14 protein-coding genes are annotated in these 14,448 nt (G+C 70.4%); 5 read left to right on the top strand and 9 right to left on the bottom strand.

Features of this window, described 5'->3' with window-relative positions:
• Nucleotides 1-19: 19 nt before the first annotated feature.
• The 4 genes from K5880_RS00885 to K5880_RS00870 form a co-directional block, all read right to left on the bottom strand.
• The gene (locus K5880_RS00885; protein WP_297647422.1) at nucleotides 20-793 is read right to left on the bottom strand and encodes an ankyrin repeat domain-containing protein; all 774 of its coding nucleotides are present in this window, start codon (nucleotides 791-793) and stop codon (nucleotides 20-22) included.
• A complete protein-coding gene (locus K5880_RS00880; RefSeq protein ID WP_297647419.1) occupies nucleotides 790-1,365 on the bottom strand; it encodes an RNA polymerase sigma factor in 576 nt (191 codons plus the stop codon). Before K5880_RS00880 ends, K5880_RS00885 begins: the two co-directional genes overlap by 4 nt.
• A gap of 25 nt (nucleotides 1,366-1,390) precedes the next feature.
• On the bottom strand, nucleotides 1,391-2,269 hold the full coding sequence (locus K5880_RS00875; protein WP_297647415.1) for a hypothetical protein: 879 nt from the start codon (nucleotides 2,267-2,269) through the stop codon (nucleotides 1,391-1,393).
• Between the two features lie 91 nt (nucleotides 2,270-2,360).
• Nucleotides 2,361-3,293, bottom strand: a complete 933-nt coding sequence (locus K5880_RS00870; protein ID WP_297647412.1) for a LysR family transcriptional regulator — start codon at nucleotides 3,291-3,293, stop codon at nucleotides 2,361-2,363.
• Nucleotides 3,294-3,505: 212 nt separating this feature from the next.
• Here K5880_RS00870 and K5880_RS00865 point away from each other — a divergent pair, with 212 nt between their 5' ends.
• The 3 genes from K5880_RS00865 to K5880_RS00855 all read left to right on the top strand — a co-directional run bounded on the left by K5880_RS00865 (nucleotide 3,506) and on the right by K5880_RS00855 (nucleotide 4,804).
• Entirely contained in the window at nucleotides 3,506-3,925 is a 420-nt protein-coding gene (locus tag K5880_RS00865) for a DUF4148 domain-containing protein (protein WP_297647409.1), read from the top strand.
• A gap of 137 nt (nucleotides 3,926-4,062) precedes the next feature.
• Complete coding sequence (locus tag K5880_RS00860) at nucleotides 4,063-4,446, top strand: hypothetical protein (protein WP_297647407.1); 384 nt, start codon at nucleotides 4,063-4,065, stop codon at nucleotides 4,444-4,446.
• 67 nt (nucleotides 4,447-4,513) lie between these two features.
• Nucleotides 4,514-4,804: a hypothetical protein gene (locus K5880_RS00855; RefSeq protein WP_297647405.1), complete on the top strand. Its 291-nt coding sequence runs from the start codon at nucleotides 4,514-4,516 to the stop codon at nucleotides 4,802-4,804.
• A gap of 119 nt (nucleotides 4,805-4,923) precedes the next feature.
• Here K5880_RS00855 and K5880_RS00850 read toward each other — a convergent pair whose 3' ends face one another.
• The 4 genes from K5880_RS00850 to K5880_RS00835 form a co-directional block, all read right to left on the bottom strand.
• The gene (locus K5880_RS00850; RefSeq protein WP_297647793.1) at nucleotides 4,924-5,217 is read right to left on the bottom strand and encodes a HepT-like ribonuclease domain-containing protein; all 294 of its coding nucleotides are present in this window, start codon (nucleotides 5,215-5,217) and stop codon (nucleotides 4,924-4,926) included.
• 59 nt (nucleotides 5,218-5,276) lie between these two features.
• Complete coding sequence (locus K5880_RS00845) at nucleotides 5,277-5,561, bottom strand: nucleotidyltransferase family protein (protein ID WP_297647404.1); 285 nt, start codon at nucleotides 5,559-5,561, stop codon at nucleotides 5,277-5,279.
• Nucleotides 5,562-5,622: 61 nt separating this feature from the next.
• Entirely contained in the window at nucleotides 5,623-6,102 is a 480-nt protein-coding gene (locus K5880_RS00840) for a DUF1854 domain-containing protein (RefSeq protein ID WP_297647402.1), read from the bottom strand.
• Nucleotides 6,099-8,384: an ABC transporter ATP-binding protein gene (locus tag K5880_RS00835; RefSeq protein WP_297647400.1), complete on the bottom strand. Its 2,286-nt coding sequence runs from the start codon at nucleotides 8,382-8,384 to the stop codon at nucleotides 6,099-6,101. The genes K5880_RS00840 and K5880_RS00835 overlap by 4 nt, the downstream gene beginning before the upstream one ends.
• Nucleotides 8,385-8,550: 166 nt before the next feature.
• Between K5880_RS00835 and cphA (K5880_RS00830) the strand changes: the two genes are divergently transcribed.
• Nucleotides 8,551-10,773, top strand: coding sequence for a cyanophycin synthetase (cphA, locus tag K5880_RS00830; RefSeq protein ID WP_297647398.1), 2,223 nt, complete (start codon nucleotides 8,551-8,553; stop codon nucleotides 10,771-10,773).
• A 43-nt stretch (nucleotides 10,774-10,816) separates the two neighbouring features.
• Nucleotides 10,817-13,420, top strand: coding sequence for a cyanophycin synthetase (cphA, locus tag K5880_RS00825; RefSeq protein ID WP_297647395.1), 2,604 nt, complete (start codon nucleotides 10,817-10,819; stop codon nucleotides 13,418-13,420).
• On the opposite strand, the gene K5880_RS00820 is transcribed toward cphA (K5880_RS00825), so the two are convergent.
• Nucleotides 13,409-14,410 carry an endonuclease/exonuclease/phosphatase family protein gene (locus K5880_RS00820; protein ID WP_297647790.1) on the bottom strand — a complete coding sequence of 334 codons (1,002 nt, stop codon included), beginning with the start codon at nucleotides 14,408-14,410 and terminating at the stop codon, nucleotides 13,409-13,411. The genes cphA (K5880_RS00825) and K5880_RS00820 overlap by 12 nt on opposite strands.
• Between the last annotated feature and the right edge of the window lie 38 nt (nucleotides 14,411-14,448).

Here is a 14,448-nt window from a genome sequence, read left to right as displayed (position 1 = left end):
CGCATGGTAGCGGGCGGGCTCAGCGCGCGCGGCCTTCTTCGAGCAGCGGCAGCAGCGCGCCGTGGCCCGCCTGCCGCGCCAGGTCGGCCGCGCGCAGGCCGTCGCGGTCGGTGTGCAGTGGGTCGGCGCCGGCATCAAGCAGCAGGCGCACCAGGGGTGCGTCGCCGCGCTGCGCAGCGGCCATGAGCGCGGTGCGGCCGTTCGCATTCACGGCGTCGACGCGCGCACCCCGCTCCAGTGCGGCGCGTGCTTCGGCGACCGTGCCCCGCGCCGCTGCGGCCAGCAGGGTCGTGTCGGGTGAAGGCGTGGGCGCCTCGCCGCGTTCCAGCGCGCGGGCGCGCGGCGCGGCGGCGATGCCGGCTGGTGCGCTCGCGCCGGATTCGGTGTCCTGTATCTGCGGTGCGGGTGCGGGTGGCGCGACTTCGCGCGCCGCCGTGGCCGTATCGGCCGGGGCCGGAACGGCAGGCGCGGCCGGAACGGCCTGGGGCGCGGGTGGCTGGCCGAGCGCGGTCTCGCGTTCTTCGGGTGCTCCGCGATCGAACTGCAGCACCACCAGCGTGGCCAGGCCCAGCACGGCCAGGCCGCCGAAGGCGCGCCAGCGCCAGGCGCCGTCGTTGGCGGCGGTGGGCCTGCCGCTGCCGGGTGCGCCGCGGTCTTGCGCGGCGGCGCGTGCGCGGGCCAGCACGGCATCGCGCAGGGCGGGCGCGGGCCGCAAGGTGTCGTGCGCGCTGGCCTCGTGGTAGCGCCGCAGCAGCTCGTCGTCGGGGCGGTGCTGGTTGTGGTCGGGCTTCATGCCAAAGCCTCCAGTGTCTGGCGCAGGCGCTCGCGCGCGTAGCGCAGGCGGCTCTTGGCGGTCTCGGCGTTCACGCCCGTGGCCTGCGCGATCTCGGCCAGGCTCAGCCCGCCTTCGGCCTGCAGCAGGAAGGCCTCGCGCTGCGGTGCGGGCAAGGCGGCGAGTGCATCGAGCAGGGCCTGGGCCTGTTCGCGCGACTGCAGCTGCCGCACGGGGCCGAAGCCCGAATCGGCCGCCAGCGTGTCGGCCAGGGCCGCGCCGTCCCCGGTCTCGGCATCCAGGCTGGCGTGTGCCTTGTGGGTGCGCCAGTGGTCGACCAGGCGGTGTTGCGCGAGCGTGAACAGCCAGGTGCGGAACCGCGCCCGGGGTTCGTAGCGGGGGGCCTGGTTCACCAGCGAGAACCACACGTCCTGCACCAGGTCGTCGGCCAGCGCGGCGTTGTGCACGCTGCGCTGCACGAAACGCCACACGGGCAGGGCGTGGCGGTCGTACAGGGTTTCAAAGGCGCGTGCGTCGCCGGTGGCAAAGGCCTGCATCAGCGTTTCGTCGGCGGGTGCGGCCTCATCGGTCATGCACGCGATTATGTTGGGAGCACCCTCAAGCCGGGTCGGGTGCATAACCCGGCTGCACCGCACCGGGAAACGGGTTCGGACGCGGCGGCACGGCCTGCGTGGGGATGATGCCCATGGCGATGAGGTTCTCGCGGCTGTCGTAGCGGATGCGGATGATCTCGTCGGGGCGCTCGCGGCGGCGCTCGAAAGTGGTGTGGGTCACCGGGGCGTGTTCGCGCGCGCCGTGGCCGGTGCCCAGGCGCGGCGCGGGCAGCGGCGCCGCTGGTGCCAGGCGGCGCGCGGCGAGCGATTCGGCGCGTTCGCGCGGGGCCTCGCCTTCGGCTTGCGCCTCGCTGGTGGTGTCCGCAGCGCCCGAAGCGCTCGCGTCCGAGCGGCTGTGCGGCGCGGCCTCGTCGCTTGGCGAGGACGGCCAGGGCAGCACGGCGGGCGGCGGCGGTGGCAGGGGCTTCTCGCGGAACACGGCCACGCCGATCACGCCCACGTGGGCAGGGCGGCCGGTGCGCCCGGCGTACGACGCGCCCGAGGTGGTGAAGTGAAAGGCCGCTACCTCGGCGTCGCTCTTGCGCCAGCCGGTGATGGCGTGCTGCTGCCAGGGCGCGAGCACGTAGCCGGTCTGTTGCCAGGCGGCCGTCTCGCCCGAGATCACGTTCACGCCGTCGACCGAGACCACGCCCAGCACGCGCGCACCGGTGCTGTTGCGCACCGACACGGCGTAGCGGGCACCGGGGCGCCCGGCCACCCAGTGTTCGCCGCGGTGGCGGTGCACGGTGAGCGTCTCGCCGCTGTCGCGGTCGATCAGCTGGATGTCGGCCAGCCTGCCCACGGCGTGGGCGGGCAGGGTGGACAGGGCCGCGAGCGCGGCGGCGCAGGTCAGGGCGAGGCGGAAGGTGGGAAAGGGCTTCATGCGGGCTCCGGAACAGTGGATGGAGCCTGCTGAAACGAACGAAACACCTCAACGGGGTTGAGGCGGCCGCGCTTTTGTGTAACGACTTGCGTCAGCAGCTGCTGCAGGTGGCCAGCGCGCTGTTCACGCGGGTGCGGGTCTGCGTGATCAGGTAGTCCAGAAACACCTCGGTGCGGCGCGGCATGAACTTGCGGCTGGGCAGGGCCGCGTACATGGTGAGGCGGTCGGTGATCCAGGGGTTGAGCACGCGCACCAGGTCACCGTTCTGGATCAGAGGCGCGGCCAGTTCGATGGTGGTGGCGGTGATGCCTGCGCCGTCGAGCGCGGCGTGCATCAGCGTGTCGGTGTGGTTGGCCCACAGCACCGGCTGCACCTCGATGTCGACGAAGCGCTCGGTTTCGTGTTCGTGCAGCAGCCGCCATCCGCGCGTGCGACCCCCTGCGGGCTTGTAGCGCAGGCAGTCGTGCTGCGCCAGGTCCTCGGGCCGCGCCGGCGTGCCCCTGCGCCGCAGGTAATCGGGCGAGGCCAGCAGCACGGTGACGCTGGAGAGCACCTTGCGCGCGATCACGTTGGCGTCGAACGATGCCTGCGTGCCCATGAGCGTGATGTCGTAGTCCTGCACGGGGGGCTCGCGGTGCGACTCGACGTCGATGTCGAGCAGGATCTTGGGGTAGGCCTGCCGGAAGCCACTCACCAGCGGGGCGAGCACGTGCGTGGCCAGCACCGGTGGCGCCAGCAGGCGCAGCACGCCGGCCAGATCGCTGGTCTGCGAACTCACCAGCGCATGGGCTTCGTCCAGGTCCTGCAGGATCACGCGCACCCGATCGAGGTAGCTCTCACCCGCGTCGGTGAGCGAGACGCGCCGCGTGGTCCGGTGCAGCAGGCGCGTGCCGAGGTGGTCTTCCAGGTCGGCCACCAGCCGCGTGACGACGGCGGGCGACATCTCCAGGGCCCGCGCGGCGGCTGCAAAGCCGCCTTCATCGATGACCTTCTGGAAAACGCGCATGGAGGCAAGACGGTCCATGGTTGAGCTCCCCCAAGGGTTTCCCCGGTGTGAAAAGCCTCGATTATTGCTGAATGAGAAACATAGTTGTCCTTCTTGAGCTGTTTTTCTTCTGAATCAGAAACTCTACAGTTCACCCCATCGATGCACGCAAACCCTCCGCTGAGGCATCGAAGCCGGCAGACCGCACAACGGACCGACCGGCATGTTCAACCCCCTCCAAGGAAACTGTCATGAAATCCCGTCTCTCTGTTGTCGCCATCGCCCTCTCCACCCTCGTTGCCGGCCACGCACTGGCGGCCGACACCTCCACCGTGGGCAAAACCCGCGAACAGGTCAAGGCCGAACTTGCTGAAGCCATCCGCACCGGTGACCTGATCGCTGCCGGCGAAATCGGCCTGCGTCTCAACGAGATCAACCCCAGCCTCTACCCGAAGCCCGCGGTCGCCCAACAGGGCAAGACCCGCGAACAGGTCAAGGCCGAGCTGGCCGAAGCCATCCGCACCGGTGACCTGATCGCCGCCGGCGAAACCGGCCAGCGCCTCAACCAGCTGTACCCCAACCGCTACCCGCAGCCGGTTCTGGCGCAGGGCCAGTCGCGTGAAGACGTGCGTGCCGGGCTGGTGGAATCGCGCCGCGCCAACGGCGGCTGAACCACCGCGTGAGCGGCCGGGCGCCACACGCCCGGCCCGATCCATCCCCCGGGGGGCTGCTGGCGAAAGCCGGCAGCCCCCCGCTGCTTTGGCGCGGGCCAACGGTGTACAAACGGCCATCAAATGAGGAGCCGGCCTTGAACACATTCCCCCAGGTGGTGCTGTACACCGACGCCGACGGCCGCGCGAAGTTTCGCGACGCCGCCGTCCCCTTGACCGAAGGCACGCCCGCGGCGCGCCTGTCGCCGCTCCTGCCCTCGGGCGGCTACCAGTTGCGCGAGAGCCCGGTGGGTTTTCGCAGCGAATTCCACTGCACCGGCGCGCCGCAGTGGCTGTTCGTGCTGCAGGGCTGCATGGAAATCGGCCTGCAGGACGGCAGCTGGCGCGCCTTCCACCCGGGCCAGCACTTCTATTCGGCCGACACCCTGCCTGAAGGCGCCACGTTCAACCCCACGCTGCACGGCCACCGCAGCCGGCAGGTGGGCGACGAGCCGCTGGTGACTTTGTTTGTGCGGGGGTGACGGGGGCTGGGTACCGGCTCGGCTAGGATGTCCCGGATCGGCCAGAAGCGGACATGAAAGGGGCGAGATGAAGAATGCACATTTATGCACCGTTGTCGCATCTATCATTTGGCTATTGGTGCTAGCAATTGGGGCGGCAGGCATTCATAGGGTCAGCACCAACGATATTCTTGGCTATCCGAACGCCGCACAGATTCGGTACTACTTGCTCTTTCCCGGTGCAGTGCTGCTGGCAGTGTTAGGTGCTTGGCTTGTTGCGCTTCGTCGGCCGTCATGGCGCGTCGGCGCTGTAGGCGTTGCGCTGAGTTCGCTAGCCGTTTTTCCGTTCTACTTCTTCCACTTCACCGGCGGCGTTTGAAGCGTCCGGCTTGGCTAGAAAAAGGTCCGCTATGGGCCCAACCGAGACACTCGTGCTAACTGCTTTACGACCGCCAGGGAGTCGGACCGGCACAGGGCTGCGGGTCCGGGCCCATCATCTCAATGCCGGTTCCCTGAGCGGGCCACCATGCGGTCGATGGCGGCGGCAAGCGGCGGCAGGTCTTGCTCCACGACAAGCCAGACGGCCACGAGGTCCATTCCGAGGTACCCGTGCACGATCACGTTGCGAAAGCCGGCCAGTTCACGCCAGGGTATCTGGGGTTCGGTGGCCTTGATGTCGTTGGACAGGCGCTGGCTTGACTCGGTGAGTGTCTGGAGATTGCGGATCACCGCGTCCTGGACCAGGCGCGAAGTCTCGAATCGGGCCCTGGAACCTGCGGCGTACTCATGGATACGCTCAATGCACTAGCGCATGTGAGCGAGCAGTACGCGGTCGCTTTCAGGCCCTGGCGTCACAAGGCCACCGCATCGGCGAGCACCCGGTCGCGCAGCGCCGGGTGGATGCTGGCTTCGGTGACGACATCCACGTGGCGGCCCAGCAGATCCTGCGCGTCGAGCAACAACCCCCCGAGCGCGAGCGCGCTGGTGCCGGGGGCGAGCGTCACGAGCAGGTCGACATCGCTGTCCGCACGCGCCTCGTCCCTGGCCATGGAGCCGAAGACGCGCACGCTGGTAATGCCGCGGCGATGTGCCAGCGACAGAAGTTCTTCGCGATGGGATTGGATCAGCGCATCCATGTGTTCAGTGTAGCGGCGCGCAATACATGCTGAAAGTTCGGCGCACCCCACCAGAGGGCGTCTACAGAAACCGGTCCAGCAACCGGCGCGAGTGGTGGTCGAGTGCCAGCCGGTCGCGCACTGCGAAGCTCACGCCGTGGCTGGCCAGGATGAGCAGGGCCTGGCCTTCGAGGCGGCGGATGTCGTCTTCGCTGCGCAGCACGAAGTTCGTCGGTCCGCGGTCGGTGTCGACCTCCCAGGTGCTGGGGGTGGAGAAGGTCGAGACCGCGCGAATGCGCTGGATCACCGGCGTGAACTCGCGTTGCGCGAGTTCTTCTTCCAGCAGTTGACGCAGCGCTGCGGGCAGCGCCGACAGGCGCTCCACCCAGGCCAGTTCGTGGCCGTCGGCGCCGAGCAGGGACAGCCCTTCGTCGGGTGCGTCGATGGGGAAGGCGCGCACGGGGACCACGCCTACGTGGTTCAGACCTTGCGCGTCCGTGAGCACCAGGCGGCCGAAGGCGTTGCGCTGCAGGTGCCAGCCGGGGGTGGCGGGTTCGTTCATGCGTCGTCGTCCTCGGGCGTGGCGTCGTTGTCGAGCAGGGCGGCGGCTTCCTGTTCCTTGCGCGCCTGGGCTTCGTACAGGCGCCAGTAGGCGCCGCGCAGGGCCATGAGTTCGTCGTGCGGGCCGATCTCGACCACCTCGCCGCGGTCCATCACCACCAGGCGATCCGCCTTGCGCAAGGTGGACAGGCGGTGCGCGATGGCGATGGTGGTGCGCCCCTGCACCAGGTTGTCCAGCGCCTTCTGGATTTCCTTCTCGGTCTCGGTGTCGACCGATGACGTGGCTTCGTCCAGGATCAGGATGCGCGGGTCGATCAGCAGCGCGCGCGCGATGCTGATGCGCTGGCGTTCGCCGCCCGAAAGGCCCTGGCCGCGTTCGCCCACCAGCGAGTCGTAGCCCTGCGGCAGGCGCAGGATGAATTCGTGCGCGTGAGCCGCGCGCGCGGCGGCGACGATCTCGGCGCGCGTGGCGCCGGGTTTGCCGTAGGCGATGTTCTCGGCGATGGTGCCGAAGAACAGGAAGGGCTCCTGCAGCACCAGGCCGATGTGGCGCCGGAAGTCGGCCACGCCGACGCGGCGGATGTCGATGCCGTCGACGCGGATCGCGCCCTCGCTCACGTCGTAAAAGCGGCACAGCAGGTTGACCAGGGTGCTCTTGCCCGAGCCGCTGTGGCCGACCAGGCCGATCATCTCGCCCGGGTGGATCTCCAGGCTCAGGTCGCGGATCACGGTGCGGCTGCCGTAGCGGAAGCTCACGCCTTCCATGCGCAGGCCCCCTTCGACGCGCGGCAGCGGCACGGGCTGCGCGGGCTCGGGCACGTTGGAGACGTGGTCGAGGATGTCGAAGATGCGCTTGGCGCCCGAGGCCGCCTTCTGCGTGACCGAGACGATGCGGCTCATCGAGTCGAGCCGGCCATAGAAGCGCCCGATGTAGGCGATGAAGGCGGTGAGCACGCCGACCGTGATCTCGCTCTGGCTGACCAGCCAGATGCCGAAGGCCCACACCACCAGCAGGCCGAATTCGGTGAGCAGCGTGACCGTGGGCGTGAACAGCGACCAGGTCTTGTTCAGGCGGTCGTTGACGGCCAGGTTGTGTTCGTTGGCCTGGCGAAAACGCCGCGCTTCGCGCCCTTCCTGCGCGAAGGCCTTGACCACGCGGATGCCGGGAATGGTGTCGGCCAGCACATTGGTGACCTCGCCCCAGACGCGGTCGATTTTCTCGAAGCCGGTGCGCAGCCGGTCGCGCACGAGGTGGATCAGCCAGCCGATGAAGGGCAGGGGCAGCAGCGTCACCAGCGCCAGCCAGGGGTTGATGGAGAACAGGATCACCGAGGTCATGCCGATCATCAGCACGTCGGTGGCGAAGTCCAGCGCGTGCAGCGACAGGAACACGCTGATGCGGTCGGTTTCGCTGCCGATGCGCGCCATGAGGTCGCCGGTGCGCTTGCTGCCGAAGTAGTCCAGCGAGAGCTGCAGCAGGTGGTCGAAGGTGGCGGTGCGCAGGTCGGAGCTGATGCGCTCGGAGACCAGCGCCAGCAGCCAGGTGCGCGCCCAGCCCAGGCCCCAGGCCAGCAGGGCCGAGCCGAGCAGGCCGCCCAGCAGGGCCAGCACCAGGCTGGTGTCGATGCGTTCGCCGTTCTGGAACGGGATCAGCACGCGGTCCATCAGCGGGATGGTCAGGTAGGGCGGCACCAGGGTGGCGGCGGTGGACGCCAGCGTGAGCGCGAAGCCCGCGAGCAGCGACCAGCGGTAGGGCCGCGCGAAACGCCAGAGCCGCAGCAGCACCCAGGTCGAAGGCGGGGGCTGGGGGGTTTCCTGGGCGCACGCCGGGCACTCGTCGCTGTCGTCCGGGAGACTGGCATGGCATTGCGGGCAGGTGCGGGCCGCCGCTGCCTCGGGCTCGCCGGGCGCCAGCGTGTGCCGGGCCAGCACGCGCTGGAACTGTTCCACCAGCCGCGTCGCCTGGTTCTGCACGCCCAGCGTGAAGCGCCAGACGGCCAGGCGCCCATGCGCGTCCAGCAGCTCCAGCGTGCCCACGCCGGCGTGGTCGCTCAGGCGCAGTTCCATGCCGGCGGCCAGCGGCCAGGCCTGCCCGTCCAGTACCAGGCTTTGACGGGTTAACAACAGCGTGCGGGGGTGGAAATGTAAATCGCTGTCCAAGTCCAGCGGCAAGGCGGCGACGGCGCTATCATCGCCCCCCAGCCGGGTTGACGCGGGACGCAAGGCGTCCGGTGCAGGGTCGGCTCCTGAGGCTGAGGATTCAGCTGGAAAGCGTGAAGGCATGGTGAAGATGACCGCGTGGCGTCGACCGCGAGAATGGGCCTGCTCCCGCCAGGGAGCCGTGCATTTTCACCGATGCAGGGTGGTCCTTCGCTAAAGGCACCCAAGTTCTTTCGAACCCAGGCCGGTGGTGAATCCGGTCGTTCCCAACACGCGTCCGGCCGGAGACATGAGCCCGAAAAACGACATCACGCTGCTGCGCATCAACTACCTGCGCGGCCCCAACATCTGGACCTACCGTCCGGTGCTCGAGGTCTGGCTGGACCTCGGCGATCTGGAAGACTTCCCTTCGAACAAGCTGCCCGGGCTGACCGATCGCCTGATTGCCTGGCTGCCGGCGCTGGAGGAGCACCACTGCGGCGTGGGCGAGCGCGGCGGCTTCATCGAGCGCCTGCGCGAAGGCACCTGGGCTGGCCACATCCTTGAACATGTCGTCATCGAACTGCTGAACCTCGCGGGCATGCCCACGGGCTTTGGCCAGACGCGCGAGACCAGCCGGCGCGGGGTCTACCGCATGGTGTTCCGCGCGCGTGATGAGGCCGTGGCGCGCGCCGCGCTGGCCGAGGCCCACGCCCTGCTGTGCGCGGCGATCGCCCGGCGCGAGGGCGACGCCACCGCCTTCGACGTGGCGGCGGCCGTGGCGCGCATCGTGCACCAGATCGACCGCAGCTACCTGGGCCCGAGCACCGCGGCCATCGTCGCCGCAGCCACCGACCGGGGCATTCCGCACCTGCGGCTCAACGACGGCAACCTGGTCCAGCTCGGGCACGGCCGGCGCCAGCGCCGCATCTGGACCGCCGAGACCGACCGCACCAGCGCGATTGCCGGTGGCATCGCGGGCGACAAGGACCTGACCAAGACGCTGCTGCAGGCCTGTGGCGTGCCCGTGCCCGAGGGCGCGGTGGCCGCCAGCGCGCAGGCCGCCTGGGAAGCCGCCGAAGACATCGGCCTGCCCGTGGTGGTGAAGCCTTCGGACGGCAACCACGGGCGCGGCGTCAGCCTGGACCTGAACAACCGCGCCGACGTGGAGGCCGCCTGGACGCTGGCCGACCAGCACGGCAGCGAGGTGCTGGTGGAACGCCATGTGCCGGGCGACGAACACCGCCTGCTGGTGGTGGGTGGCCGCGTGGTGGCCGCCGCCCGCGGCGAGAGCGCCTGGATCACCGGCGACGGCCGCAGCACCGTGCTGCAGCTGATCGACCGGCAGATCAACAGCGACCCGCGCCGTGGCCTGACCGAGGACTTTCCGCTCAACCGCATCGACGTGTTCGACGACGAGGTGGTGATGCTCGACCTGCAGCGCCAGGGCCTCACGCCCGACGCCGTGCCCGCCGAAGGCCGGCGCGTGCTGGTGCAGCGCAACGGCAATGTGGCGATCGATTGCACCGACGACGTCCACCCCGAAGTGGCATTCGCCGTGGCACTGGCCGCGCGCGTGGTGGGGCTGGACGTGGCGGGCGTCGACGTGGTGGCACAGGACATCGGCCAACCGCTGCAGGCACAGGGCGGTGCAGTGGTGGAAGTCAACGCTGGCCCCGGTTTGCTGATGCACCTCAAGCCGGCCGCCGGCCACCCGCGCCCGGTGGGGCGTGCCATCGTCGACCACCTGTTCGACGACGGCGGCAACGGCCGCGTGCCCGTGGTGGGCGTGGCCGGCTCGCGCCATGGCAACGCCGTCGCGCGTCTGGTCGCCTGGCTGCTGCACCTGAGCGGGCGCCAGGTGGGCCTGGCCTGCCAGGACGGGCTTTACCTGGGCAACCGGCGGGTCGACGCCCGGCCCAGCGCCCACTGGGTGGCGGGCCAGCGCCTGCTGATGAACCGCGAGGTGGATGCGGTCGTGCTGGAGAACGGCGCCGCCGCCATCCTGGACGACGGCCTGGCCTGCGACCGCTGCGCCGTCGGCGTGGTGACCGACCTGGACCTCCATCCCGGCCTGGAGCGGCACGACGTGCACGACGTCGACCAGCTCTACCGCGTGCTGCGCACTCAGGTGGACGTGGTGCTGCCCGACGGCGTGGCCGTGCTCAACGCCGACGAACCCCGCGTGGCGGAGATGGCCGGCCTGTGCGATGGCGAGGTGATCCTGTACGGGCGCGACGCCGAGTCGCCCGCGCTGGCGCGGCACTGCGCCGCCGGCGCGCGCACCGTGTCCGTCTCGGCGTCGCACGGCGCGCTGGTGCTGGCCGACGGGACGCGCAAGTCGCACCGCGTGCGCCTGGACGCCCCCGTCACGCAGCAGCTGGTGGCCACGCTCGGCGAGCACACGCTGATGGCCGCCGTGGCCGCGGCCTGGGCGCTGGCCGTGTCGCCGGAGCTGATGGCCGCAGGCATCGAGACCTCGGGCCTTGGTGGCGCCGTGGCCGAGCCGGCCGTGCCGCACGCCGCGCACTGAGCCCCCACCCCTTCCTTCGCCCAACCCCTACACGGTCTTCGTCATGGACGTCTCCCGCATCCGGACCTTGCGCGGCCCCAATCTCTGGAGCCGCCACACCTGCATCGAGGCCATCGTCTCCTGCGCGCCGCACGAGCTGGACCTGCACGCGCTCGAAGGCTTCGAGAAGCGCCTGCGCGAACTCTTCCCGGCCGTGGGTGCGCTCAAGCCCAGCAACCCGCTGCAGGAGCGCCTCTCGCTCGCCCACGTGCTGGAAGACACCGCGCTGGCACTGCAGGCCCAGGCGGGCTGCCCGGTCACCTTCAGCCGCACCGCGGCCACGCTGGAGCCCGGCGTGTTCCAGGTGGTGGCGCAGTACACCGAGGAGCTGGTGGGCCGGCTGGCTTTCGACCTCGCGTGCGAGCTGCTCGAGGTGGTGGCCGCGGGCGAGCCGCGCACCTTCGACGTGGAGGCCGCCATCGCCCGCCTGCGCGCGCTCGACGAAGACGTGCGCCTGGGCCCGAGCACAGGCTGCATCGTGGACGCCGCGGTGGCGCGCAACATTCCCTACCGGCGCCTGACCTCGGGCAGCCTGGTGCAGCTGGGCTGGGGTTCGCGCCAGCGCCGCATCTGGGCCGCCGAGGTCGACACCACCAGCGCGGTGTCCGAATCGATCGCGCAGGACAAGGACCTCACCAAGACCCTGCTGGCCGCCGCTGGCGTGCCGGTGCCCGAGGGCCGCCCGGTCGGCGACGCGGACGACGCCTGGGCCGCGGCGCTGGAGATCGGCCTGCCGGTGGTCGTCAAGCCGCAGGATGGCAACCAGGGCAAGGGGGTCACGGTGAACATCGTCTCGCGCGACCACCTGGACATCGCCCACCGCGCCGCGGCCGAGATCGGCGAGGTGATGGTCGAGAAGTACCTGCCCGGCAGCGACTTTCGCCTGCTGGTGGTGGGCGACCGCGTGGTGGCCGCGGCGCGGCGCGACCCGCCGCACGTCATCGGCGACGGCGAGCACACGGTGAGCGAGCTGGTCGACCTGGTCAACGCCGACCCCCTGCGCGGCGAGGGCCACGCCACCTCGCTCACCAGAATTCGCTTCGACGACATCGCGCGCGCGCGCCTGGGCGTGCAGGGCCTCACGCCTGAATCGGTGCCCGAGATGGGGCGGCGCGTGGTGCTGCGCAACAACGCCAATCTGAGCACCGGTGGCACTGCCACCGACGTGACCGACGACATGCACCCCGACGTGGCCGCGCGCGCCGTGGCGGCCGCGCAGACCGTGGGTCTGGAGATCTGCGGCGTCGACGTGGTGTGCGAGAGCGTGCACGTGCCGCTGGAGCAGCAGCACGGTGGCGTGGTCGAGGTCAACGCCGCACCCGGCCTGCGCATGCACCTCTCGCCGTCCTACGGCAAGGGCCGCCCGGTGGGGGACGCGGTGGTGGCGCACATGTTCGAGCCGGGGGATGACGGCCGCATTCCGCTGGTGGCCGTGACCGGCACCAACGGCAAGACCACCACCACGCGCCTGATCGCGCACCTCATGGCCACCAGCGGCCTGCGCGTGGGCATGACCAACACCGACGGCGTGTACGTCGACGGCCGGCAGATCGACAGCGGCGACTGCTCGGGCCCGAAGAGCGCGCGCAGCGTGCTGCTGCACCCGGATGTGGACGCCGCCGTGCTCGAAACGGCGCGCGGCGGCATGCTGCGCGAAGGCCTGGGCTTCGACCAGTGCCTGGTGGCGGTGGTCACCAACGTCGGCGCCGGCGACCACCTGGGCCTGAACTACATCACCACGGTCGAGGACCTTGCGGTGCTCAAGCGCGTGATCGTCATGAACGTCGCGCCCACGGGCTACGCGGTGCTCAACGCGGCCGACCCCATCGTCGCGGCCATGGCGCCCAAGTGCCCGGGCGGCGTGGTGTTCTTCGCGCAGGACCACGACCATCCCGTGCTCGCCGCGCACCGTGTCCAGGGCCGGCGCACGATCTGCGTCGAGGGCGATCGCATCCTCGTCACCGAAGGCAGCTGGCGCGTGCAGATCCCGTTGCAGGGTGTACCGATCACGCGCGGGGGCACCATCGGTTTCCAGAAGGACAACGTCATGGCCGCGATCGGCGCGGCCTGGTGCGCGGGGCTGGACTGGGACACCATCGTTCGCGGCCTGGCGAGCTTCTCCAACGACGCCGACAACGCACCCGGCCGCTTCAACCTGATGGACTACCGGGGCGCCACCGTGATCGCCGACTATGGCCACAACCCCGACGCGATGCGCGCCCTGGTCGACGCGGTCAACGCCATGCCGGCGCGCCGGCGCAGCGTGGTCATCAGCGGCGCGGGTGACCGCCGCGACGAGGACATCCGCGAGCAGACCGCGATCCTCGGCACGGCCTTCGACGACGTGCTGCTGTTCGAGGACGCCTGCCAGCGCGGGCGGGAGGACGGCGAGGTGCTGGCCCTGCTGCGCCAGGGCCTGGCCGACGCAAGCCGCGCGCGCGAGGTGCTGGAGATTCGCGGTGAGTTCGTCGCCATCGACACTGCGCTGGCGCGGCTGCAGCCGGGCGACCTCTGCCTGGTGCTGGTCGACCAGGTGGAGGAAGCGCTGGCGCACCTGGCGCGGCGCATCCGCGAAGCCGGTGCGCCGGCGCCCGACTCAGTTCACTGACGGCGGCAGGTCGGGCAGGCGCAGCCGCAGCAGCGCGCGCACGAAACCGTGGTCGCTGCGGCTGCGGTCGCGGCCCTCGAACAGGTGGTCGTTGAACACCTCCACGCGCCGCACGTCGCCGATGGCTGCGCGGCTGGTGGCCACGAATTCCTCGCTCACCAGCACCTGGTCCAGCACCTCCGGGTAGCCCTGGTGGATGTGCGAGTACGCCACGTCGCGGCGCAGCGCGGCTTCGCCCTGCACGTCCCAGGCGCTGAACAGCGCGTGGTCGCGCGCGCCCTTGTCGTAGGCCACCTGCGAGGTGGCGGCGATGAGCTGCGTGGTCACGCTGTGCGGGCTGTCGTTGAGGTCGCCCATGAGCACCAGCGGCAGCCGCGTGCGGTGCAGCAGTTCCACCACCTTCAGGCGCAGGGCCAGCGCTTCGCTTGCGCGCATGATCAGCGAGCGCAGGGTACCCAGGGCCTGGACCGCGGGATCGTCGGTGTCTTCGTTGATCTTGCCGGCCGCGTCTTCGAGAAACTTCGGCCGCTTGCTCTTGAGGTGCGCGGTGATCACGCACAGCGCCTGGCCGTGCTTGAGGCGCAGGGTGGCGACCAGAGGCGGGCGCTCGAAGCGGGTGTGCAGGCCCAGGCCGGGCACCTGCACCACGGCGGCGGAGGGAAAGTCGGTCAGCGACTCCACCGACTCCACCTTGAGACGCGTCACGATGCCCACCCGGGGCGTGCCTTGTGCGCCCGGCTGGCCCGGGCCATTCTCCGCGCCAGGCACCGCCACGAAACCGTACTGCAGGCCGCTGCGCGCCACCGCCGCGCGCAGGGCGAGTTCATCCCAGACCTCCTGCACCGCGATCACGTCGGCGTTGAGTGCCTTGAAGCGTTCACCCAGCCAGGTGACCTTGCGCTCGAACTCGGCCTGGCTGTACGGGTCCTGCCCGTTGTAGAAGTGCCGGCCGGCCTGCGCCAGGTTGAGCACGTTGCAGGTGGCCACCATGAGCGTGGCCCAACGTGGCGACGCCCCGTTGCCGGGCA

Source organism: Hydrogenophaga sp., assembly GCF_025699295.1.
Classification (GTDB): Bacteria; Pseudomonadota; Gammaproteobacteria; order Burkholderiales; family Burkholderiaceae_C; genus Hydrogenophaga.
The sequence above is the reverse complement of the archived record's forward strand: the minus strand, read 5'-3'. Positions and strand labels throughout refer to the sequence as shown.